Source organism: Salegentibacter sp. T436 (assembly GCF_001932675.1).
GTDB lineage: Bacteria > Bacteroidota > Bacteroidia > Flavobacteriales > Flavobacteriaceae > Salegentibacter > Salegentibacter agarivorans.
Genome location: NZ_CP012872.1, coordinates 1,362,724 through 1,385,815, shown reverse-complemented (window position 1 = coordinate 1,385,815; position 23,092 = coordinate 1,362,724). Strand labels below are relative to the sequence as shown.

Annotated in this window: 19 protein-coding genes; 9 read left to right on the top strand and 10 right to left on the bottom strand. The window is 37.3% G+C overall.

Features of this window, described 5'->3' with window-relative positions; all coding sequences use genetic code 11:
- The 3 genes from topA to AO058_RS06150 all read right to left on the bottom strand — a co-directional run bounded on the left by topA (nt 1) and on the right by AO058_RS06150 (nt 6,135).
- Nucleotides 1-2,550, bottom strand: a complete 2,550-nt coding sequence (gene topA, locus AO058_RS06165) for a type I DNA topoisomerase (RefSeq protein ID WP_075325736.1) — start codon at nt 2,548-2,550, stop codon at nt 1-3.
- 234 nt (nt 2,551-2,784) lie between these two features.
- On the bottom strand, nt 2,785-4,077 hold the full coding sequence (ltrA, locus tag AO058_RS06160; RefSeq protein WP_075325137.1) for a group II intron reverse transcriptase/maturase: 1,293 nt from the start codon (nt 4,075-4,077) through the stop codon (nt 2,785-2,787).
- A gap of 804 nt (nt 4,078-4,881) precedes the next feature.
- Nucleotides 4,882-6,135 carry an LVIVD repeat-containing protein gene (locus tag AO058_RS06150; RefSeq protein ID WP_075325735.1) on the bottom strand — a complete coding sequence of 418 codons (1,254 nt, stop codon included), beginning with the start codon at nt 6,133-6,135 and terminating at the stop codon, nt 4,882-4,884.
- 142 nt (nt 6,136-6,277) lie between these two features.
- Here AO058_RS06150 and miaB point away from each other — a divergent pair, with 142 nt between their 5' ends.
- From miaB to groL, 7 genes are all read left to right on the top strand, one after another.
- Nucleotides 6,278-7,723, top strand: a complete 1,446-nt coding sequence (gene miaB / locus AO058_RS06145) for a tRNA (N6-isopentenyl adenosine(37)-C2)-methylthiotransferase MiaB (protein ID WP_075325734.1) — start codon at nt 6,278-6,280, stop codon at nt 7,721-7,723.
- Nucleotides 7,724-7,797: 74 nt separating this feature from the next.
- Nucleotides 7,798-9,075 carry a sigma-54 interaction domain-containing protein gene (locus tag AO058_RS06140; protein ID WP_075325733.1) on the top strand — a complete coding sequence of 426 codons (1,278 nt, stop codon included), beginning with the start codon at nt 7,798-7,800 and terminating at the stop codon, nt 9,073-9,075.
- A 15-nt stretch (nt 9,076-9,090) separates the two neighbouring features.
- Nucleotides 9,091-9,594 (top strand): LPS assembly lipoprotein LptE, encoded by a 504-nt coding sequence (lptE, locus tag AO058_RS06135; RefSeq protein WP_075325732.1) that lies wholly within the window; start codon nt 9,091-9,093, stop codon nt 9,592-9,594.
- A 1-nt stretch (nt 9,595) separates the two neighbouring features.
- The gene (locus AO058_RS06130; RefSeq protein ID WP_075325731.1) at nt 9,596-10,468 is read left to right on the top strand and encodes a hypothetical protein; all 873 of its coding nucleotides are present in this window, start codon (nt 9,596-9,598) and stop codon (nt 10,466-10,468) included.
- Nucleotides 10,465-10,809: a preprotein translocase subunit SecG gene (gene secG / locus AO058_RS06125; protein ID WP_075325730.1), complete on the top strand. Its 345-nt coding sequence runs from the start codon at nt 10,465-10,467 to the stop codon at nt 10,807-10,809. The genes AO058_RS06130 and secG overlap by 4 nt, the downstream gene beginning before the upstream one ends.
- Nucleotides 10,810-10,962: 153 nt before the next feature.
- Nucleotides 10,963-11,238 carry a co-chaperone GroES gene (locus AO058_RS06120; RefSeq protein ID WP_057482963.1) on the top strand — a complete coding sequence of 92 codons (276 nt, stop codon included), beginning with the start codon at nt 10,963-10,965 and terminating at the stop codon, nt 11,236-11,238.
- Nucleotides 11,239-11,332: 94 nt separating this feature from the next.
- On the top strand, nt 11,333-12,973 hold the full coding sequence (gene groL, locus AO058_RS06115) for a chaperonin GroEL (protein ID WP_075325729.1): 1,641 nt from the start codon (nt 11,333-11,335) through the stop codon (nt 12,971-12,973).
- 107 nt (nt 12,974-13,080) lie between these two features.
- Here groL and AO058_RS06110 read toward each other — a convergent pair whose 3' ends face one another.
- From AO058_RS06110 to AO058_RS06085, 6 genes are all read right to left on the bottom strand, one after another.
- Entirely contained in the window at nt 13,081-13,707 is a 627-nt protein-coding gene (locus AO058_RS06110) for a copper homeostasis protein CutC (protein WP_075325728.1), read from the bottom strand.
- Nucleotides 13,708-13,712: 5 nt separating this feature from the next.
- The gene (locus AO058_RS06105) at nt 13,713-14,168 is read right to left on the bottom strand and encodes an SRPBCC domain-containing protein (RefSeq protein WP_075325727.1); all 456 of its coding nucleotides are present in this window, start codon (nt 14,166-14,168) and stop codon (nt 13,713-13,715) included.
- A 152-nt stretch (nt 14,169-14,320) separates the two neighbouring features.
- Nucleotides 14,321-16,966 (bottom strand): carboxypeptidase-like regulatory domain-containing protein, encoded by a 2,646-nt coding sequence (locus tag AO058_RS06100; RefSeq protein WP_075325726.1) that lies wholly within the window; start codon nt 16,964-16,966, stop codon nt 14,321-14,323.
- Nucleotides 16,967-16,996: 30 nt separating this feature from the next.
- The gene (locus AO058_RS06095; protein WP_075325725.1) at nt 16,997-17,797 is read right to left on the bottom strand and encodes a GLPGLI family protein; all 801 of its coding nucleotides are present in this window, start codon (nt 17,795-17,797) and stop codon (nt 16,997-16,999) included.
- Nucleotides 17,794-18,594 (bottom strand): GLPGLI family protein, encoded by an 801-nt coding sequence (locus tag AO058_RS06090; RefSeq protein WP_075325724.1) that lies wholly within the window; start codon nt 18,592-18,594, stop codon nt 17,794-17,796. Before AO058_RS06090 ends, AO058_RS06095 begins: the two co-directional genes overlap by 4 nt.
- An 8-nt stretch (nt 18,595-18,602) precedes the next feature.
- Nucleotides 18,603-19,433 (bottom strand): GLPGLI family protein, encoded by an 831-nt coding sequence (locus tag AO058_RS06085; protein ID WP_075325723.1) that lies wholly within the window; start codon nt 19,431-19,433, stop codon nt 18,603-18,605.
- Between the two features lie 189 nt (nt 19,434-19,622).
- On the opposite strand from AO058_RS06085, the gene AO058_RS06080 reads away from it, so the two are divergent.
- Complete coding sequence (locus AO058_RS06080; RefSeq protein WP_075325722.1) at nt 19,623-21,092, top strand: SLC13 family permease; 1,470 nt, start codon at nt 19,623-19,625, stop codon at nt 21,090-21,092.
- Nucleotides 21,093-21,127: 35 nt separating this feature from the next.
- Here the strand turns inward: AO058_RS06080 and AO058_RS06075 are convergent, their stop codons facing one another.
- On the bottom strand, nt 21,128-22,150 hold the full coding sequence (locus AO058_RS06075) for a helix-turn-helix domain-containing protein (RefSeq protein ID WP_075325721.1): 1,023 nt from the start codon (nt 22,148-22,150) through the stop codon (nt 21,128-21,130).
- Nucleotides 22,151-22,728: 578 nt separating this feature from the next.
- Between AO058_RS06075 and AO058_RS06070 the strand changes: the two genes are divergently transcribed.
- Nucleotides 22,729-23,064: an arsenosugar biosynthesis-associated peroxidase-like protein gene (locus tag AO058_RS06070; protein ID WP_075325720.1), complete on the top strand. Its 336-nt coding sequence runs from the start codon at nt 22,729-22,731 to the stop codon at nt 23,062-23,064.
- Nucleotides 23,065-23,092: the final 28 nt, after the last annotated feature.

The window sequence follows — 23,092 nt, the reverse complement described above, 5'->3', positions numbered from 1 at the left end:
TTACTTCTTCTTTTTTGTAGTGGTTTTCTTTTTTGCCGTGCTCTTCTTAGCAGTCGTTTTTTTAGCCGGAGCTTTCTTTTTAGTAGTCTTTTTTTTCTTTTTAGATTTCTCTTCAAGAATTTCTTTTACTTCCTCCAAACTTAAGTTTTCGGCATCTGTGGTTTTTGGCAACTCAATTTTAGTCTTGCCTTTTATAATATTAAACCTTCCCCAACGTGCTTTTTCAACCCTAATTCCTTCTTCTTCCCAGTTGTGGATCAACTTCTCACGCTCTTTACGCTTTTTATCTTCAATTAGGGTTTCAATATCTTCAATAGAAAGATTATCAAAATCGTATTTTTTATTTACGTTAATGAAAATACCATTCCATTTTAAGAAAGGACCAAAACGGCCTACACCTTTTTGCACCGGCATATCTTCGTAGTGGTGAATTGGAGCATCCGCCTTTTCTTTTTCCTTGATCAGCTCCATTGCGCGATCAAAATCTACGTTTAATGGGTCTTCGCCTTTTTCAAGCGAAACATATTTCTTGCCAAATTTCACATAAGGACCAAAACGGCCATTATTTACCTCAACTTTTTCATCTTTATACTCTCCTAATTCCTTCGGAAGCTGGAAAAGATCCATCGCTTCTTCGTAAGTAACCGAATCTAAAGTTTGGTCTGGACCAAGACTGGCGAATTTTGGTTTTTCATCATCTTCTACGGAACCAATTTGAACCATAGGCCCAAATTTTCCTAACCTTACACTTACAGGCTTGCCGGTTTCAGGATCTTCACCTAAAATTCTTTCTCCAACCTCTCGGTCGGCATTTTTGGCTACATCTACAACCTGCGGATGAAAGTCTTCATAGAATTCTTTCATCATATGCGTCCATTCTTCATTTCCTTCCGCGATATCATCAAAACTTTGCTCAACTCTCGCGGTAAAATTATAATCAAGAATGTTTGAAAAATGATTCACAAGAAAATCGTTCACCACCATACCTACGGCAGTTGGCACTAATTTTCCTTTATCACTTCCTACGGTTTCAGTTAATTTATTCTCTTTGATGTCAGAACCTTTCAATACAAATTGCAAATACTCGCGCTCTGTACCTTCAACCGACCCTTTTTCTATATAATTCCTATTCTGAATAGTAGAAATTGTAGGTGCGTAAGTAGAAGGACGTCCAATTCCCAATTCTTCCAGTTTTTTCACTAAAGAAGCTTCAGTATATCTATATGGCGGTCTTGTAAATCTTTCTGTTGCGGTAATATATTTGTTATTAAGCGGCTGATTTTCCTTTAAAGCCGGTAACATTCCGTTTTGCTCTTCTGCATCTTCATCATCATCGGTACTTTCCAGGTAAACTTTCAGGAAACCGTCAAATTTCAAAACTTCTCCATTTGCAGTAAACTGCTTATCGTGTTTAGAAGCTTCAATTTTTACATTAGTACGTTCCAATTGGGCTTCACTCATTTGTGAAGCGATAGCTCGCTTCCAGATCAACTCATATAAGCGTTGTTCGTCCCGATCTGCCCTTACCGAGTGGCTGGCAAAATTTGTTGGGCGAATTGCTTCGTGAGCTTCCTGAGCGCCTTTAGTTTTTCCTTTAAATTGTCTTGATTTTGCGTATTTATCTCCGTAAGCCTTTAAAATTTCTTCATTAGCTCCTTTTCGTGCATCTTCTGAAAGGTTTACCGAATCTGTTCTCATATAAGTAATATGACCTGCTTCGTATAAACGTTGCGCCATAGTCATGGTCTTACTTACTGAAAAATACAACTTCCTGGCAGCTTCCTGTTGCAAAGTTGAAGTGGTAAACGGTGGTGCAGGAGATTTTTTTGCAGGCTTGGTAGTAAGTTCTGCTACTTTAAAATCTGATCCTAAGTTTTGCTGAAGAAATGCTTCGGCTTCTTTACGGGTATCAAAATTTTTCGGGATTTTTGCTTTAAAAGATTTACCGTCTTCTGTAGTGAATTCGGCGTCTATTCTAAAGGAAGCTTCCGCAGTAAAATTTTGAATTTCTCTTTCTCTTTCTACAATAAGTCTCACTGAAACAGATTGTACTCTCCCGGCAGAAAGACCTCCTTTAACTTTTCGCCATAAAACCGGCGAAAGTTCGTAACCTACCAACCTGTCTAAAACCCTACGGGCCTGCTGGGCATTTACCAGGTTATAATTAATATCCCTGGGATTGTCAATAGCTTTAAGAATAGCCGATTTAGTGATCTCGTGAAAAACAATCCTTTTGGTTTTATCACTTTTAAGATTAAGCTCTTCGGCAAGGTGCCAGGCTATAGCTTCTCCCTCCCGGTCTTCATCACTTGCCAGCCATACCATATCAGCATCTTTTGCAAAACCTTTTAGTTTTCTAACTACATCTTTTTTGTCTTTAGAAACTATATATTTTGGTTTAAAATTACCTTCGGTATCAACACCTAATTCTTTTGTAGGCAGGTCGGCAATATGTCCAAAACTGGAAGCCACCTTATAATCTTTTCCTAAAAATTTTTCGATGGTTTTCGCCTTGGCAGGGGACTCTACAATCACTAAATTCTTTGCCATAACTCTCTTTTTTCTAGCTGCAAAAGTATATCAATTTTTTTTTAACATCCTAAATGATTTTACAAAACAAGTAGAAATAGCTTGTAAAACAGCCACATTCACGGCTTCACGTATAAAAAAATTCTTTTCTCAATAATTTATAATCAAGTAGGGTGAAGATAATAAATATTTGAGCATTTATTATCTTCATCCCTCTTCCAGAACCGTGCATACGGGTCTCGTACACGGCTCATGTTAAATCTTATTCAGTACTGTTTGATAGTACTGATGCAAAGTATTCCCTTCAACTGTGTCCATTGCGTACAACCCTAATTCTGAGAAGTACTTATTGGGCAGGGCATAGTGTATTAAATTGGTGGAGGAGTTTCTCCATCGGGTTACCGATATCTTAAGAAAATTCCCCTTATAGCCCATACGCCTTAGTTGTCGGTGAAGAGGTTTCCAGCTTTTCCAGCTTTTCATCACCATCATTCGTAACCTTCTCCTGATCCAGCTTAAAAGATCCTGGAACAGCTTTTTGGTCAAGCCTATTCGGAAGTAATTGGCAAAACCCCTTAATAGCGGGTTCAGTTCTTTAATATAGAAAGCTATACTTTGCCCTTTAGTTCGAGGGGTTAGTAATTTTACTTTCTTTTTGAACCTCTTGATGCTTTTGTGGGATACCACTACTCCATAGGGCTTTATCACCACACCTAAATAGTGGATGCCTTCTTCAAGGTTTGTCAGACTGCTCTTGTTTTTATTCACTTCTAACCGAAGCTCTTTTTCCAGATAACTCGTGGCTTTAGCCATGTATTTTCCAGCTTGAGCTTTGGTTGGTGCAAACAACAGCACGTCATCAGCAAACCTCACCATTCGTATGCCTGAATTTTTCATATGCTGGTCGAATGCGTCCAGATAGATATTCATCAGAAGCGGTGAGATAATTCCCCCTTGTGGGCTCCCCTTCTTTGTAGGTGTGAAGCGCGCTCCATCAAGTGCGCCGGATTCTAAAAAGCTCCCTATCAGTTTAAGTATCTTTCCATCGCTTACCCGTTTGCCCACGCTTTGCACTATCAGCCGATGGTCTAGAGTATCAAAACATTTGGATAAATCCATGTCTGCTACATGATCCAGACCATAGTACCGACTAAAGCGCTCTGCTTTGGCAATGGCATGATGAGCACTTCGTTTAGGACGATACCCATAACTGGAGGGATGGAATTCGGGATCGAAGATAGGTTGCAACACATTAAGCAGCGATTGTTGTACAATGCGGTCTTTGATGGTTGGGATACCCAATCCTCTCTTGCTCCCGTCTGGTTTATCGATATAGACCCGCCTTACCGGCTGTGGCCTATATCTCCCCTCTTTCAGTTCCCTGGAGAGTTGGCACAAATTCTCCTCTAAAGCTGAACTAAAATCAGCTATACTTTGGTTATCCACTCCCTTGGCTCTGGAACCTTTGTTTTTCCTTACCTCACGGTAGGCTTGTTCCAGCCTCGGTAATGCATATACCTTGTCTATAAGACTGTACCATTTTCGCATAATGAAACTTTCTCTTCTTTGCAGTACGGTTTATTTCTTTAGGCAGAATTAGACAGATTGTTTGTTCATAAGGTATACTGTTGTCTTTAGCACTGTGGCAATCTATAACAGTAAAAGAAAATCTTACTACTCAATACTCGCGCGGATTAACAGCCAGAGTTAGCTCGTCACTCCTCTTTGCTGCAATTCCTCAGAATGTTTCAATTCCGATTGTCTTCGCTTATGGCTAATTCCTTTAAAGAACTTCCTGTACTTAATTTAACTTCGTCCCTTCGCATCCGCCACAGTTAATCTGTGACAGTCATTGCAACCGATTATGCGATTCTTGTGCAATGTCATTTGGGTTTTCTCCTCCACACTGTCACCAGTGCTTCTCAGGCCTAAATTTTCTCACTACTACGGACTCATCTGCCACCTGATTTTCCATAACAAATCCTTGTCTCTCGACTTGTTTCTGCTTAGCCTGGAAAGGCGAATAATCAGGCTTCCCCCGTTAAGCAAACATTCCTGTTAGTGAAGCCATCCGTTTTAACATATATTGCTATTCGGATTTTGGGCATCGGCACTTTTTGCAACCTTACCCCCAATATATGCCAGAATCGGTTCGATTTCTCTATGTTCCACTAACTTGCTAGGTCTTCCTTCACACCCCACCGTTGCCAGTGACGCACTTGACTTTACATTGCTCTTCCCTCCGATCAGGTGAGCGGGCTTTCTTTCAAGTCCCGGAATTGTTTGCATGCAGGGCAAACAAAAAACCCCGCAGTATTGCGGGGCATCCTTAAAAAACCAAACAAAATAAAATCAATTAAGGCTGAAAGTGCTTAGTAAATTGATCTCATTACCTTTATAAGTATATTGGAAAAGTGTATTATCCCCAACCATTAAGAGCACATCTTCTAAAGGGATGACGTCATAGGTGTTAATGTCCTGAAAATGGTCTATAAGTTCCAGGTTGGGGGTATTTTTTGTGTCATATATTTTTAATCCGGCAGTACCATCGCAAACAAAAAGCCAGTCGTCTTTTACGCCAAGGCCGTAAGGATTTTTCATTGGGTAAGATTGCAATAACTGCGGATTGGACTTATCGGTTACATCTATTACATCCAACTGGCTCCATTCCTGCCCGCATATATTTCCTCCTCTAATAGTTACATAAGCCATATCCCCTTTTACTACAACGGGATCGCAACCAAGAATATGTCTAAACATAGATTTATATTCTGGCGTAGCTGGATTTTCTACACTATAGATATACATACCGGTAGAACTTCCCAGGTATAAATGATTTTCTTTATAAAAAATAGTTTCTATATCTGGCCCAATCCATTCAGTTTTTAATAATTCGGGGTTACTTAATCCTGCAATATTGAAAACCGATAAATTATTTTGATCTACTACATATAAATAATCTTCATGAATATTGAAACGAGCCAAAGAACCTCCGGTACCGGAACCGCCTGATGAATTCCCTGATTCAGAAAAAGATGCCCTATCATTAGTTAACCATTCTGTATCGTTTGCCATTTCAATTTTTCGGGTTTCCATAACGTAACCTATCACTACTTCGGTTTCAGCATTAAAATTATCGCTATCTACAAAAGATGCACTTGCAGGAATACGGTTATTATGGTTGGGAAAAACGTTTTTCATTCTTTCCGCTTGTGTTATATTATTCATATCACTAATATCAAAAACCACCAGGTCCATAGCAGAATTTGCAAATAACATATCATCTTTTACAGCGATATCGGTATTTTGCGGAATTTCAAGAAATTTCATTTTTACAGGGTTTCGGTGATCACTGTTATCTATAATATGCACACCTTTTTGATCATCGTTTATAAAAACATAATCTCCATAAGAATAGATCTTGCCAGCTTCGGTAATTGCTCTTGGCTCAGAAATTTTAACCATAGCCCTAAATTCTTCAATAGGCTTTACTACGGGAACGGCTACATTATAAAATTCTTCTTCGGTTGCGTCTTTCTCGCAAGAAGTGAACAAAGCCATTAAAGCCAGAAGAAGCAACGTAATTAAACTGTAGAAAAATCTCATAATTATCTGGTTGGTTTCTATATAGATGCATTAATTACAAAAAGGTTGCGTGAGAAAATTAAAAATATTGCTGTCACTTTGTCAGAAGTTCGTTTTACCCTTATCTTTGCATTTCTTAATCCTGAAAAGGAAGATTTGAATTATGGAGAAGACAATAGACGAAAAACAACAGGGAAACACGCTCGTAATGGAGCCTAAGCAAGAAAATACCCGAAAGCTTTTTATTGAAAGTTACGGTTGTGCAATGAATTTTAGCGATAGCGAAATTGTTGCTTCTATTCTTGCAAAAGAAGGTTTTAATACTACTCAAAACTTAGAAGAAGCAGATCTGGTTTTGGTAAACACCTGTTCTATTAGAGAAAAAGCTGAACAAACCGTTCGTAAAAGGCTTGAAAAATATAACGCAGTAAAAAGAATAAATCCCGGGATGAAAGTGGGCGTATTAGGTTGTATGGCCGAGCGTCTTAAAGAAAAATTCCTGGAAGAAGAAAAAATAGTAGATCTTGTAGTTGGGCCAGATGCCTATAAAGACCTTCCAAATCTTATAAATGAAGTTGAAGCAGGCCGGGATGCAATAAATGTTCTTCTCTCTAAAGAAGAAACTTATAGTGATATTTCTCCTGTTCGATTACAAAGCAATGGAGTTTCAGCATTTGTCTCTATCACCAGGGGCTGCGATAATATGTGTACCTTTTGCGTGGTACCCTTTACCCGGGGAAGAGAGCGAAGCCGCGACCCACAAAGTATAGTAGAGGAAGTAAACGATCTTTGGAATAAAGGTTTCAAAGAAATTACGCTTCTGGGCCAAAACGTAGATAGCTATTTATGGTATGGCGGCGGACTTAAAAAAGACTTTAAAAATGCTTCTGAAATTCAAAAAGCTACAGCCACAGATTTCTCCGCACTTTTAAGACTGGTCGCCGAAGCACAACCAAAAATGAGGATTAGGTTTTCAACTTCAAATCCGCAGGATATGACTTTGGAGGTAATTGAAGTTGTAGCCGCTTATCCCAATATTTGCAAGCATATTCATTTACCGGTTCAAAGCGGAAGTGATAGAATCTTAAAAGAGATGAACAGGCTGCACACCCGCGAAGAATATTTTAAACTTATAGACTATATAAGAGAATTAATGCCAGAGTGCTCTATTTCCCAGGATTTAATTGTTGGTTTCCCAACTGAAACTGAAGAGGATCATAAGGATACTTTATCATTAATGGAATATGTGAAATATGACTTTGGGTATATGTATGCATATTCTGAAAGACCTGGTACTATGGCGGCCCGTAAATTGGAAGACGATGTGCCTGCAGAAACAAAACAAAGAAGATTAGCCGAAATAGTAGCGCTTCAGCGTGAACATAATCATTTTAGGACGCAAAGATTTCTTGGAGAAACCGTAGAAGTTTTAGTTGAAAAAGAATCTAAAAAGTCTAGCGAACACTGGAGCGGCCGAATCACTCAAAACACCGTGGCGGTATTCCCAAAAAAGAATTACAAGATTGGTGACTTTGTAAACGTAAAAATTAATGACTGTACCAGCGCAACCCTAATTGGTGAAGCCGTTGGATATAGTGAAAATAATTAAAAAATAGTTATTCAGTTTAAAGGAATCAGTTTTAGTAACTAGATTAATTCCTTCTGAAATAACAGGATTTATATATGGAATCAATTCAGGCAGTAAAACAGCGGTTTGGAATAATTGGCGACGATCAACGCCTTAACCGCGCTATAGAAAAAGCAATCCAGGTTGCGCCTACAGATATCTCGGTTTTGGTAACCGGGGAAAGTGGGGTTGGGAAAGAAAGTATTCCAAAAATAATCCATTCATTATCTCATAGAAAACACGGGAAATATATTGCAGTAAACTGTGGTGCAATTCCCGAAGGCACTATAGATTCTGAACTTTTTGGTCACGAAAAAGGCGCTTTTACCGGTGCCACCCAAACCCGCAGCGGTTATTTTGAAGTTGCCGATGGCGGGACTATTTTTTTAGATGAAGTTGGAGAATTACCACTTCCCACACAAGTTAGATTATTGCGTGTTTTAGAAAACGGCGAATTTATAAAAGTTGGTTCATCTAAAGTGCAAAAATCTGATGTTCGTATTATCGCGGCTACCAACATTAATATGCAGGAATCTATTAAAAAAGAACGCTTCCGTGAAGACCTGTATTATAGATTAAGCACGGTAGAGATTAACTTACCACCACTGCGGGATCGTAAAGACGATATTCATTTATTATTTAGAAAATTCGCTTCAGATTTTGCGCTGAAATATAAAATGCCAACCATTAAACTTCAGGATGATGCGGTAGGTTTATTAAAAAAATACCGATGGGGCGGGAATATTCGGCAGTTAAGAAATATTGCCGAACAAATTTCAGTTTTAGAGCAGGAGCGTATTATTGGCCCCGAGCGTTTAAAAGAATATTTACCTGATATTGGTAGCAATTTACCCGCAGTTATTTCTGATAAAAAGAAAGAAAGCGATTTTAGCAACGAACGGGAAATTCTTTACAAAGTGCTTTTTGATATGAAAAGCGACCTGACCGATCTCAAAAAACTCACCCTAAAACTTATGGAGAGTGGGAATACGCAAAAAGTTCAGGACGAAAACGAAAGCCTAATTCAGAAACTTTACGGCGACGATGATGGCGAAGATGTTGATGCAGAAGAATTAGAAGCTTTAAATGATGAAAGGCTGGAAGTACTTCAAATTCCGCAGAACAGTCCAAAATCTGAAATTAGTAGGGAAAAGGATAAATATTATTTTGCAGAAGAGATTCAGGAAGAAGAAACCCTTTCTTTGCAGGATAAAGAATTAGAACTTATAAAAAAATCTTTAGAAAGGCATAGCGGAAAACGCAAAGCTGCCGCTGAGGAATTAGGGATAAGTGAACGCACACTTTACCGAAAAATAAAACAATACAACCTGTAATTTTAGTCCGCTTATATGAAAAAAATTGCTTTTCTTTTATGTTTTGTGCTCCTACTTAGCACCCAATCTTGCGGAATTTACTCTTTTACGGGCGCCGATACCGGTGATGCCGAATCTTTCCAGGTGAATTTCTTTCAAAACCAGGCCGATTTAGTAGAACCGGGAATAGACAGGACTTTCACTTTACAGTTACAGGATCTTATTCAAAATCAAACCAGTTTAAGCCTGGCCAACAATAACGCCGATCTTATTTTTGAAGGAGAAATTATTGATTTTTATGTAGCACCTATTACCGCTACCGCCGAAAATACGGCGGCACAAAACCGACTCACCATTGCAGTGAATGTTCGTTATTATAACACCCTGGAACCGGAAAAAGATTTTGAAAGACGCTTTTCTTTTTACTACGATTATCCCGCCAATGCGCAATTAGTTGGTGACGTGTTGGCCACTGCCTTAGATGAAATTTACAACAGGTTAACCCAGGATATTTTTAATGCCGCTTTAACCGATTGGTAATATGGAAGCAAACGAATTCATACAACTGCTGCAAAACCCAGCCGAAATCACTGCCGGGCAAACCAGTGCTCTGGAAAAGCTTATTCAAAAAGCACCGTATTTCCAGGCGGCACGTGCAGTAAGGCTCAAAGGTTTAAAAGAGCATCAGGAATTCAGCTACAACAGCGCACTAAAAAAGACTGCCGCTTATACTACTAATCGTAGTGTACTTTTTGATTTTATAACCTCGGTAGAATTTAATCAGAATAAAATAGCAAGGCAAATCCAGGAGCAGGAAGAACAATTACGAAATATTACCGTTTTTGAACCCGAAGAAGTTTTTGCCAAAAGAAGTATGGCTATAGATGAAGCCATAAAAATGAGGCAATCTGAATCTGAACAGGTGATGGATCCCGACTTGTTTTCTGAGAAAAGTGAGGAAGCAAAGGAACATACCGAAGAAAATTTATCTGAAGACCAATTGAAATTGGGTGAACCTTTAGAGTTTGATGCTTCAGAATCACATTCTTTTTCAGAATGGTTGCGACTTACTTCAGCAAAACCTATAAAAAGAGAAGAATCGGAAGAAGAAAATCCGAAAGATGAGGTTCAGCATAAAAAGTTTGAACTTATAGACAGGTTCATATCCAAAAGTCCGAAAATAAAACCGGGCAAACCCAGCAATAAATCCAACCTGGCAGAAGTAAGCACAACCCCGCCAGAGTCGTTAATGACCGAGACTTTAGCACGGGTTTATTTGGAACAAAAAAATTATAAAAAAGCAATCCAGGCATATAAAATATTAATTTTGAAAAATCCCGAAAAAAGTGGTTTCTTTGCTGACCAAATTCGGGCAATCGAAAAATTACAAGAAAATAATACAAAGCAAGAATGAGCACATTCACGATTTTTTTAGCATTAATAGTTATTGTAGCCTTTTTACTGGTAGTGGTAATTATGGTACAAAACCCTAAAGGCGGTGGCCTATCTTCCTCTTTTGGTGGTAGTGGACAACAAGTAGGTGGTGTAAAGAAGACCGGAGACTTTTTAGATAAAAGTACCTGGACTTTAGCAACACTTTTATTAGTACTTATTTTACTTTCTAATGTAACTATTATGGACGATTCAAGCTACGGCGAATCAAGGGTTTTTGACGAAGATGCAATGCCTGAAAATACCGCTACCCCACCGGCACAAATGCCAGGACAACAATCAGGATCTGACAGCGATCAATAATCGCTTCTTTCTTTATAAAATTTACAAATGCCAGCTTATGACAAGCTGGCATTTTTTGTTTGTAATTGGCAGTAAAAGCGGGGTGGCATAATTTTAGAAATAGGCTTAGTCGCTTATTCAAAGATTAATTAACCTAAATAAATTTATAAAAAAATGGGACTAAACATTAAACCGCTCTCAGACAGGGTTCTTATTGAGCCTGAAGCAGCCGAAACTAAAACGGCATCTGGAATTTACATTCCCGAAACAGCTAAAGAAAAACCACAACGTGGAAAAGTTGTAGCTGTAGGTAAGGGTAATAAAGACCACGATATGACTGTGAAAGTTGGTGATACTGTGCTTTACGGAAAATACTCCGGTACAGAATTAAAACTTGAGGGTACAGACTATCTAATGATGAGAGAAGACGATATCCTTGCAATAGTATAAGACTTCTTTTCCCCACTCCCGGGGAAACTTTCAAAATAAATAATAGTATTAATTAGATTTCCGTCTTCACGGAAATGACAAAACATAATTTACAATGGCAAAAGATATAAAGTTTGACATTCAAGCCCGCGACGGAATTAAGCGCGGTGTAGATGCATTGGCAAATGCCGTAAAAGTAACTTTAGGTCCTAAAGGACGTAATGTAGTAATAAGCAAATCTTTTGGTGCACCAACCGTAACTAAAGATGGTGTTACTGTAGCAAAAGAAATTGAACTGGAAGATGCCTTAGAAAATATGGGCGCTCAAATGGTAAAAGAAGTTGCTTCTAAAACCAATGACCTTGCAGGAGACGGTACTACTACCGCTACTGTACTTGCCCAGGCTATCGTAAAAGAGGGCCTTAAAAACGTTGCAGCAGGCGCTAGCCCAATGGACCTTAAAAGAGGTATAGACAAGGCTGTAACTGCAATCACTAAAGATTTAGAGAAACAAACCAAAGAAGTTGGTGATTCTTCAGAAAAAATAAAGCAGGTAGCTTCTATTTCTGCAAACAATGACGAGCATATTGGTGATCTTATCGCCCAGGCTTTTGGGAAAGTTGGAAAAGAAGGTGTAATTACTGTAGAAGAAGCAAAAGGTACCGAGACTCACGTTGAAGTAGTTGAAGGTATGCAGTTTGACCGTGGTTATCTTTCTCCATATTTCGTAACAAATTCAGAGAAAATGACTGCAGATCTTGAAGATCCGTACATTTTATTGTTCGACAAAAAGATCTCTTCTATGAAAGATTTGCTTCCTGTTCTTGAACCGGTAGCACAATCTGGAAAGCCACTTTTAATTATTGCTGAAGATGTAGATGGCGAAGCCCTTGCAACTTTAGTAGTAAATAAATTACGTGGTTCTCTTAAAATCGCTGCTGTTAAAGCGCCAGGATTTGGAGATCGTAGAAAAGCAATGTTAGAAGATATCGCTATTCTAACCGGTGGTACTGTTATTTCTGAAGAAAGAGGATTCTCTTTAGAAAACGCTACTATTGATATGTTAGGTACTGCTGAAAAAGTAGCTATCGATAAAGATAACACTACTATTGTAAACGGTGCTGGAGACAACAAGCAAATTGAAGAACGTGTAAACCAGATCAAAGCTCAGATCGAAACCACTACTTCAGATTATGATAAAGAAAAACTTCAGGAGCGTTTGGCTAAACTAGCCGGTGGTGTTGCCGTACTTTATGTAGGTGCAGCTTCAGAAGTTGAAATGAAAGAGAAGAAAGACCGTGTAGACGATGCCCTTCACGCAACCCGTGCGGCTGTAGAAGAAGGAATTGTTGCCGGTGGTGGTGTTGCGTTAGTAAGAGCACAAGCCGTTCTTGCCAAGATCAAGACTGAAAATGATGATGAAGCAACCGGAGTTCAAATTGTATTTAGAGCAATTGAGTCTCCACTTAGAACCATCGTAGAAAATGCAGGTGGTGAAGCTTCTGTAGTAATCAATAAAGTTCTTGAAGGCAAGAAAGAATTTGGTTACGATGCAAAAACCGACACATTTGTAGATATGATGAAAGCCGGAATTATAGATCCTAAGAAAGTAACAAGAGTTGCGCTTGAAAACGCTGCTTCTGTTGCCGGAATGATCTTAACTACCGAGTGTGCTCTTGTTGATCTTCCAGAAGACGACAAAGGTGGCGGAGGTATGCCAGGCGGAATGGGCGGTGGAATGCCCGGAATGATGTAATGGCCCGACCATAACAGATATTAAAAACCCGTTTCTTTATTGAAACGGGTTTTTCTTTTTTCCAGAAACTTAAAAACTGGATTTATTAATTTCATTCAGAAGAATAATTATTGCAATCCCCGAACAATTCTCTTACCGTGATACGCTTTAGTATTGATTTCCCGGTGTAACTCTTCCAGATTTTCTGAAGTGATTTTTCCCGCGCAAATCACTTCCATATCACCGGCCAGAGCTATTACTTTTTTAAGTTGAAGGATGCCTTCAGCCGCGGTATTTTCTCCTCCTGAAGTAAGAATACCATTTACAACACCTGAGTCTCTTAAAGATTTCACAGATTCTAAAATAGCCGGAGTTTCATCTATGGCTTTATGAAAGACAAATTTCATAGGTTTTCCTATTGCCGCTAGTTTTTCAACGGCATCAATATTTATTGTTTTATCTTCTTTTAAAATTCCTAATACCACGCCATCTACACCGGCTTCTTTACAAAAGGCTATATCACTACCCATCTGCTTAATTTCAACATTATTATACACGAAATCACCCGCCCGGGGCCTAATCATTACGTGCACCGGAATATTTAATTGAGATTTAACCGAAAGGATCAATTCCCTGGAAGGCGTTAAACCCTCTAAACCTAAATCTGCACAGAGCTCGATACGATCAGCTCCATTTTGCTCAGCAATAAAAGCTTGTTCTAAGTTTTCCACACAGGCTTCCCGTATATAAGACATCTATTTTAGCTTTTCTTCATAAAATCGAAACCACCTTTTCTAAGATTGATCCCAAATTCTAAATAAGCCTTTAAACAGGCCAGGAAATTTGCCCAACCTTCGGTATTTCCGCCAAACCATTGAAGGCCCATCTCATTTGCTTCCAGCTTTCCCTCGGTTATTTTTACCAGTGTACTGGTTTTGGAAACTTCTGTAAGGCTAATTTCAACCTGTAGAGTTTTTTCTGCTGCACCTTCCCATTCAAAAGAGATCAATTCATTTGGAACTAATTGCACTACATCTACCGGCACATATTCATCAAACTCTGCGAATTTCCAACTAATAGACTTCCCCTCCTCCATCATCCCGGAGCTTTCAGCAATAAAATAATGCTTCATTTTTTCAGGATCTATTATTGCTTCAAAAACCTCAGCTTTTGGTTTTGCAATTTGTAAAGCGGTTTTTATCTCTAACATTTTCATAGGTTGAAATTTACTTAAATATAAAACAGAAATTCCAAACCTCACAGGTTTCAAACATACCAAGTTTAAAAACTAAACCATAAACCCACGAAATACAAAACTTATAATTAACTCAGGCTTAGATTTTGAAATATATTCAGATGGATGCTTAGTTAGAGACTAAATTTTAAGGTTGCTAAAACCTGCGAAGGCCTCAGTTGATAGCTGCTCTGCACATAATAATATTGATTGTTATATGCATTTATAAAAGTATCTGTATTCAAAATATTTCGCCAGCTTAAATTCAAGTCCATTTTGGGCTTTTTAAAAGTAAACTGATAGCCCAGGTTTACAAAATAATTATCCTCATTTTCAGAAAGTGAATTCCCATAATATTCTCCACTCAAACTCAAATATTGATTATCCTTAGGATAAAAATAAAGCTCAATAATATGCTGATGGGTTTCTATTTTTTGAAAATTATTGCCTTCAAAACCCGAAGTATAAGTTGAAAAATTACCTGAATAATTCGCAATTAGCCAACTAGAAATATCGGCTTCCACACTTCCTCGTAGATTCAAATTTTGCGTATTCACCTCGGCCAGCGTATTATTTAAAAGCTGTTGCCGATTTGATAAATTATATGAAGCATTTAGTTTAAGTGTTGTTTTTAATTTCCTAAAGTATTTACTTCCGCCGGCTTTGAAACTATGATTATCAAAACTATTATTGCGAGCCACAGCTTCTAAAATTGTTGTACCATTTTCACCAATATTAGAACTGTACAATAGGTTATTTTCAGAATATGCAAACGAGTAAGACGCATTTAAAAATAATTGATTTAACGGATTTCGATAGCGTAGGCCTCCGCTATAATTTTGCTTTTGTTCTTCGGAAATTGGTGCATTATAGCGATTTAAATTCCGATAGCCTTTCAGTAAAAATCCGTAATATAATTGCTGAATTTCACCAAAATTATAACTCAATCCTGCTGAAGCATTTGCTTCCCAAAAAGCTGAAATTTTCTTTTTTACATAAAAATTAGGTTCAAAAACCAAACGATCCAGATTTCTGCTATCCTCAAAATTATCATCTTCAAGGTGAAAGCTTTTAAATTCAAGCGGTGTACTTAAACGCAAATTCCAGGTTTCATCCTTACTTTCAAATCTGAAAGCGTTTTTAAAATACACCGAAGATTGTTCAAATTTGGTTCGGTTTTTAAAATTCGCATCCAAAACTTCGTCGTTCTCATTAAGAAAAACATCGCTATCTAGCTGCTGATGCTGAAATGAAAAACCGAATTTTGGGGAGATAGTGAATTTCCCCAGTGCTTTTGTGAATCCGGCAGAATTATCGGTATAAATTTTTCTGGCAGATACCAGTTGCTGAATTTCATTATAAGGATCTCCATCATTAAAAATAGCTTCAAATTGTCCTGGCTGCACCATGAGATCCTGATTATTTTCTGTAAATCCGGTATTCGAATTAAAAGTGATTAATTGTTTACCCACGGCCCTAAGCAAACGCAGATCGTTTTTAATTCCGAAGAAAGGATTATCCAGCTGCTGCTTTATTTTTGTATCAGGACGATCTATAACACCTCGTGCAGCATTCCAAAATCCGTTAAATTCCAATTGATTTTTCAGGTAATTTTTATCGGCATTATTTTCTAGGGTTAGTTTCCCCTGAAGTGTACTCACATAAAGATGGTTGTTTGTATTCTCGATCACATCAATCGTATCTGTAGGTGTAAAATAGCGGGTTTGTGTACTCCCATCCTGTTGCTGGTAATCATTTAGATAAGAGATATTCAGTTTTAGATCTATATTCTCTTTTATACGCTGTAAAATATTTGCAGAACCCAAATGCACATTATTATCCAACCAGCGTTCCTGAGAAAAAGGCGGCTCTGAAATGTTCTGAATCGAAAGCCAATCGGTTTTATTAATCGTAAACTGATCACCCAAAAAATTAATCGAAAAATCACGAATCTCCCGGGAAACATCACTACCGGTATTATTACTTTGATAAGTAAAGATCGCCTGTTGTTTTTTAGTAAAAATCATGGGCGTTACCTTTGCTTGCCAAAGCAGAGGCGCTGCACCAATCCCGGCGGTGGTCGTTCCGCTATACGTAATATCTTTTTTAAGCTTGATATTTATGGAAGCGCGCTCTGAAAATTCCAAACTATCCAAAACTTTTACCGGCTGGTGATTTTCCAGGATCTCTACTTTAGAAACCGCCTCGGCAGACAGGTTATCATTCGCCAGATTATAACGCCCTTCTAACAAATCTACACCTTCGATATAATATTTCTGAATAGGCTCATCTCTATAAAAAATCTGTCCGTTTGGCCGAATATCGATACCCGGTATTTTTTTTAGAACATCAGCGATCACACGGTCATTTTTTCCTTTAAAGGCTGCTACTGAAAAACTAAGCGTATCGCCACGTTGCTGCAAAATTTCAGATTTTACGAGCACCTCTTTTAAAGATTCTGAAGAAGGCGAAAGCTTAACTTCCAATGTCTGTGTTTTATTCTGAATCGTTGTTTTAAACGTACCAAAACCTATGTATGAAACCTTTAAAAACAGGGACTCACTTTCATTCTTGACAGCTATTTTGAATTTCCCATTCGCATCTGAAATACCATAAGCTAATATTGGAGAAACAGAATCTTTACTGACCATCACCGTTGCCCCACTAAGTTTTTCATCTTGATCGTCAAAAACCTGTCCCGAGATTTCTTTTTGAGAATAACCTATAGAAATGATGAATATCGATATCAGGAATAGGAAAATCTGTCTAAAATGATCCAATTGATTATTTTTTTGATTGATGATGATTTATTATGGCTGAAGCTCGATTGGATTATTTCGTCTTTTATATTTTTCGCTTAGTTCTTTTCTTGTTTTAGTTTCATCTTCTTCGCTCCAACCGAATTTTATGCCTGCCTTTTGCATGGTGCCAATAGGATCGCGATTATAATCGTCCCGAACCTGATCGAGTTCTTGCTGCGAAACAGTTTTATAATTATCTAAATTCAATAGTTTATCTACCGGATTTGCTAATTCCTGAAATGCCGTTAAGCTAAAATGATAATGATTTTTTAGGTCTGAAATCTCTAAAATAAGTCCCGGCAAACCACTAAACTTATAAGGCCCATCTGAGAATGGTAATTCTGGCGCAAACCAGGCGATATAATTTCTACCTGCAAAATCACCTGTGGCTTTCTGAACGCTAAAGCCTAAAATTTCTTTATTCTCTGGCTGAATTTCCCATTCAATCTGTTTTAGATCCTGTTTATATTTTAATTCATATTGAAAAACCTTTTCGGCTAAAGTAAGTTCGTTATCCTGATAATCTTTATAGATAGTATATTTAAAATCGGTCATTTGATTATACTCATCCATTCTCATGACTACAGGATTTGTCATATTTTCTAAAGAATCTTTAACTGCTTTACCCAGGCTGGAATATCGTGATTGCTCCTCACTTAAATAAAGTACACCGGTTTCAGATTTTATGGAATTTTCATCTGTCGAATCCTCCTGGAATTCGAGTTGATAGGTAGCTTTATAGGAATACTGATTCTGTGCCTGCAAATTTCCTAAACTAAGTAAAAGCACTATGATTATAAGACTTCTCATTTTTGTAGTTCTATTTGGTTATTCATTTTCGCAAACCTTTCTTTAAACAATTCAGCATATTTTTTCTTGGTTTCTTTAGAGATAGTTACATTAGGGGGAGTGGGAGCATACCCCCATGGATCTTCCATATATCGTTTCCAAACTTTATATAATTCAGTTTTATTGGTTTCAGCGTATTGGTTAAGATTGATCTTGTATTTAAGTTTTGGACTGAGTTTCTCAAGACCGAAAAATTCAAATACATAATGCTGCTGGGTATCTTCAAGCTCCAATATTAAACCCGGCAAACCACTAAACTTATAAGGCCCGTCTGAAATTGGAATTTCTGAAGTGAACCAGGCTATATAATCTCTTCCGGCAAAAGAAGTTTTAGCTTTCTGAACCTCAAAATCTTTAATTTTCTTTTTCTCCGGTAGAATTTCCCATTTAAATTGATTCATTTCCTGGGTATAGTAAAATTGATCACGTGAAATAGTTCTCGTGAAAAACAGCTTATTTTCACTCCTATGCTTCAAAATAACATATTGAAAATCTGTAACCGCTTCCCGGGAAGTATGTGCAGTATTTCCTTTTCTAACAATAGGATTGGCCAGAGTTTTTGCCCGACTTGAAAATTTAGAAAGTTCGTCTCCGGCAAACAGGAGCATATATTCAGATTTCGATTTATCCAGATTGGTAGAGTCTAACTTATAAGTGAGCTTGTAGGTAACTTTATATTCGAATTTATCGGTGAGTTTTTGAGCACTGCAAATTGATGTAAACAAAATAAGTAGAAATATCAAGTAGGCTTGTTTCATAGTTTAAATTATTTCAGTTCTATGGGGTTATTTTTCTTCTTAAATTCCTCGCGATGTTCCTTTAATAATTTCTCCTTTTGACCGGGTTGAAAACCCATTGTAATCCCGGAACTTTCCATTATTACAAAGGGATTTTCAGCATACTCTTCTTTTATTTGTAAAAATCTTTCTCTACTAACCTCCAGATAATTTTCTGGATTAAACTCCATCGAAATTTCATCGTTCAATTCTTTGAAACCGGTAAGTTTAAAGGTATAATAACCTTTATTATCTGAAATTTCCAGGATCAGGCCCGGTAAGCCACGAAATTTATATGGCCCTTCTGAAACAGGTATCGCAGTAGTAAACCACGCGGTATAATTCCTTCCTGAAAAACTTGTTTTTGCCTTTTGTGCCCCAAAACCGGCTACATCTTTAGTCTCGGGCAATATTTCCCAATTCAAATCAGCAATTTCCTGTTTATACCGGTAATTGTCCTTGACTATTTTCTCAGTAAAAGAAACCTCTGCTGAGTTCTGCCTCTTAAAAATATAAAAGTTTAATGCCGACATTGGCATTTTGGACCTCATTTCATTAAAACTTTGTTGGGTTCGTTCGCGATCTTTATAAGCCTCTTTTATAGAATCTGCTATGTATTGGCCTTCGCTGGAAAATCGCGAAATCTTATCACCAATAAACAATACCATAGCTTCATTCTGGATAGACTTAGCATCTGTTGAATCTATTTGCCAGGTAAGGTTGTACGTAGCTTTGTATTTAAATTGATCTTCAATCTCTTTGTTTTGTGCAAAAGCGGAAGAAAAAATAAGACTGAAAATAATCAAAAGGAAAGTCTGCATTAGTGATGATATATTAAGGATTAGATTGATATGGTGAATAATTATTCAATAATAAGAATATATTTTTCCTAATAAAAATTTTAACTAAATAAATAGTAGTTCAACTAAAAATAAAGTTGTCGCATATTTAAAGAATTATCCAGCTTTATTAAATTTAATATCTTGGTAGATCCTTGAGAACCTTATCTAATGAATAAATTTATAAGAGCGCTAATTTTAATAGCGGGGCCATTATTATTTTTTATCCTTCAAATCATCGGAGCACCGCAATCTATGCCGCCGGCAGCTTTTGATATTCTTTGTATTACCATTTGGATGGCGCTCTGGTGGGTTACCGAGGTAATCCCAATTTCGGTTACCGCTTTATTACCCATTGTCATGTTCCCCTTAACCGGCGCTTTAGATATTGAAGCCACCACCGCTGCTTTTGGTCATAAATACGTGTTTTTATACCTGGGCGGATTTGTTCTCGCGGTAGCTATAGAAAAATGGGATTTACACCGAAGAATCGCGCTGAACATCATCAATCTTATTGGCAGCAAAATAAAATTTATAATCCTTGGCTTTATGATAGCCACAGCATTTCTTTCTATGTGGATCTCCAATACCGCAACTTCAGTTATGATGCTTCCAATTGGCACCGCGATAATAAGTCAGTTAAAAAACAATCCTTTTAGCAACGAAAATGAACCTTTGGTCTTTGGTAAAGCATTAATGCTCGCAATTGCCTATAGCGCTTCTATTGGTGGAATTGGAACGCTGATAGGAACACCACCAAACCTGGTTTTTGCGGGAATAGTTGAAGAGTTATACGGAATAGAGATCAGTTTTTTAAAATGGGCAATGTTAGGAATTCCTATCTCGGTTTTTCTGTTGTTTATCTGCTGGAAATACTTAACCAGTTTTGCTTTTAAATTTGATAAAGCTGAATTCCCGGGTGGAAGAGCCGAAATTAATAAACTACTGAAGTCTTTAGGAAAAATAAGCAAGCAGGAAAAAAGGGTGCTGGTTATCTTCGGTTGCACCGCTTTTTTTTGGATCACAAGATCATTTTTAATTCAGCCTTTTTTACCCTTTATAGATGATACTATAATAGCTATTATTGCGGCAATCGCACTCTTTATTGTTCCCTCCGGAAAAGAAACAAAACCTTTATTAAACTGGGAAGAAGCGGTGAAAATCCCGTGGGGAATTATTTTACTTTTTGGCGGCGGAATGGCATTGGCAAAAGGTTTTAGCGAAACAGGATTAGCCATTTGGATAGGCGAACAACTCACCTATCTACAAAACCTGCCGTTATTTCTATTAATATTAATTCTTGTCGCTGCCGTTAATTTTCTAACTGAAGTAACCTCTAACCTGGCTACTACGGCAATGCTACTTCCAATTTTAGCGCCTATGGCTTTGGCAATTGGACTTCACCCTTACTTATTATTAATAAGCGCAACACTGGCCGCATCCTGCGCTTTTATGTTGCCGGTAGCAACTCCACCAAACGCGGTAGTCTTTGGCTCCGGCTATTTAAATATTCCAGATATGATAAAAACAGGATTATGGATGAACCTGTTTTCTATTCTTTTAATAAGTATTTTAGTGTATTTCTTTTTACCCAGCATCTGGGGTTTTAAAGTGAACGAGATTCCAGAAGTTTTTGCATAAAAAAAACTTGTGACTGATCAAGGGGAAAACTTTTTTTAATCAACTTCCTTCTTTCTCGTTTTCAAAAAGTATTTAGGATTTACTCCATACTTTTCTTTAAAGATCTTAGAGAAATAACTCCTGTTATTTAAACCAATCGCGGTTACAATTTCAGAAATATTCTTTTCTGAGGTCATTAGCATTTCTTTGGCGGCTTCCAGCTTTTTATGCTGCATATATTTATTTACCGTAAGATCGTAAACATATTTAAAACCTTCCTGCAGTTTATTTACGTTTGTTCCCGCTTCTTTTGCCAGGGCTTCTACTGTTAAATTACTTCCTAAATCACCCTGAATGCGTTTTACCACATAATCTACCTTTTCAATGTCAGACTGTCTTAGTATCTGCGGAAGCTTATCGCCATCTTCGTCATCTTCATACTGGGCAATTTGAATAACGAGCATTTGAAATGTTTTACCTTCCAAATAAAGAGAACGTAAGAAACCGGTGAATTCCTTAGTATTAATCTCATTCATAATATCGGCAGCTTTTATACTATAGTTGCCCTGGTAGAAAAACTGCTTTTCGGCCACCGCATCCTGAAATAATCCTTTTAGTGTGGGTTCAAGATCTTTAAAATCGTAGTTACGCCTATGGGCAAAAACCGATCTAATAATTTCAAGGCTGGAAATGTGAGTTGCCTCGTTGGCTTTAAAATACAGTACGTGCCCATTATACCCGCTACTGGATACAATGATATTTTGATAAGCTTTTATTTCATTTACTTTCTCAGCATCCTGGAAAGAATGACCAATTGATCCCGCTGAGCAAAAAATAAACTTTAAGGGATGCACCGTGTTTAAGGCAAAATGAATTTCCACATCTTCATAAAACTTGCAGTTGTATGAAATGAAGCCCATTCCAGAGTCAAAACTAATTCCCCTAATATAGCCTTCGCCCACTTCTTTTGGCAATTCTATGGTGTATTCTCCACTTCCATTTTGAATTGGTGCATTAAGGTTTTTAGAAATATCCTGAATAATTTCATCTACTGGTAAAGTTTTTACATTTATCCTCATAAACTAAACGTGGGGAAGCCCCTTTATTTCGAATTTTAAAACTTAATATTAGTTTTATTTTAAATACAAACGAAGTGTTTTAACACTCGTTGAATTTCTGTAAAGTTAGAATATCCTTCGCAAATAGCAGTAAAAGCCATTAACAAATCGGTTTTAAGTTAATATTTAGAGCTTTTGCGTTAAACACTTTGCTTAATTGCAAGCTCAAAATACGCAATTGTGCCCGATTTCACGTCATAAACCGTAACTTTTATCTTAAAAACGGCAAGCAAAACAAATTAACAATCAGATATTTACATATTATTAATCGCGCCCTCTCCTACCCTGGTTAGGTACCAAATATATCGAATACTATGGATATTATTTTTCTTCTTTTGGGCCTTGAAGCTTTGGCAATAATTATTGTTTCCACATTTTTTGTGAAAAAAATAATTAAAACACTAAGAAAGAAGTAGCTGCCAACTACCTTTTAAATTCTCAAATTTCAAAACTTCCCCTTTTAAAACAAACATTCATTGGGTAAGTAAGTTTTAATGGATATTTTAGACAAAAATTGTATAAATTAAACTTGTTACAAAATGTCTAAGACTTACTATAATCCAGATGATTTAAGAAAATTCGGCGAAATAACCGAATGGAGTGAAGAATTAGGAAATAAATTTTTTGATTACTACGGAAAAGTTTTTGAAGAAGGAGCACTTTCTGCCAGAGAAAAATCGCTTATAGCCCTTGCTGTTTCGCACGTGGTAAAATGCCCATATTGCATTGATGCCTATACTAAAGACGGCTTGCAAAGAGGAATCACCAAAGAAGAAATGATGGAAGCCGTACACGCCGGTGCCGCTATTGAAAGTGGAGCTACCCTTGTACACGGTGTACAAATGATGAACAAATATGATAAATTGAGTATGTAAGTTTTATACTGAAATATTTAAATACAAA

Bases quoted from the DNA above. Each gene is read 5' to 3' on its own strand.
- AO058_RS06105 (WP_075325727.1), bottom strand. From the start codon at position 14,168: ATGAAAATGTTAGAGATAAAAACCGCTTTACAAATTGCAAAACCAAAA.
- AO058_RS06070 (WP_075325720.1), top strand. From the start codon at position 22,729: ATGTCTAAGACTTACTATAATCCAGATGATTTAAGAAAATTCGGCGAA.
- AO058_RS06075 (WP_075325721.1), bottom strand. From the start codon at position 22,150: ATGAGGATAAATGTAAAAACTTTACCAGTAGATGAAATTATTCAGGAT.
- AO058_RS06085 (WP_075325723.1), bottom strand. From the start codon at position 19,433: ATGCAGACTTTCCTTTTGATTATTTTCAGTCTTATTTTTTCTTCCGCT.
- AO058_RS06080 (WP_075325722.1), top strand. From the start codon at position 19,623: ATGAATAAATTTATAAGAGCGCTAATTTTAATAGCGGGGCCATTATTA.
- topA (WP_075325736.1), bottom strand. From the start codon at position 2,550: ATGGCAAAGAATTTAGTGATTGTAGAGTCCCCTGCCAAGGCGAAAACC.
- groL (WP_075325729.1), top strand. From the start codon at position 11,333: ATGGCAAAAGATATAAAGTTTGACATTCAAGCCCGCGACGGAATTAAG.
- AO058_RS06095 (WP_075325725.1), bottom strand. From the start codon at position 17,797: ATGAGAAGTCTTATAATCATAGTGCTTTTACTTAGTTTAGGAAATTTG.
- AO058_RS06150 (WP_075325735.1), bottom strand. From the start codon at position 6,135: ATGAGATTTTTCTACAGTTTAATTACGTTGCTTCTTCTGGCTTTAATG.
- ltrA (WP_075325137.1), bottom strand. From the start codon at position 4,077: ATGCGAAAATGGTACAGTCTTATAGACAAGGTATATGCATTACCGAGG.
- AO058_RS06110 (WP_075325728.1), bottom strand. From the start codon at position 13,707: ATGTCTTATATACGGGAAGCCTGTGTGGAAAACTTAGAACAAGCTTTT.
- AO058_RS06090 (WP_075325724.1), bottom strand. From the start codon at position 18,594: ATGAAACAAGCCTACTTGATATTTCTACTTATTTTGTTTACATCAATT.
- AO058_RS06120 (WP_057482963.1), top strand. From the start codon at position 10,963: ATGGGACTAAACATTAAACCGCTCTCAGACAGGGTTCTTATTGAGCCT.
- AO058_RS06130 (WP_075325731.1), top strand. From the start codon at position 9,596: ATGGAAGCAAACGAATTCATACAACTGCTGCAAAACCCAGCCGAAATC.
- lptE (WP_075325732.1), top strand. From the start codon at position 9,091: ATGAAAAAAATTGCTTTTCTTTTATGTTTTGTGCTCCTACTTAGCACC.
- AO058_RS06140 (WP_075325733.1), top strand. From the start codon at position 7,798: ATGGAATCAATTCAGGCAGTAAAACAGCGGTTTGGAATAATTGGCGAC.
- secG (WP_075325730.1), top strand. From the start codon at position 10,465: ATGAGCACATTCACGATTTTTTTAGCATTAATAGTTATTGTAGCCTTT.
- miaB (WP_075325734.1), top strand. From the start codon at position 6,278: ATGGAGAAGACAATAGACGAAAAACAACAGGGAAACACGCTCGTAATG.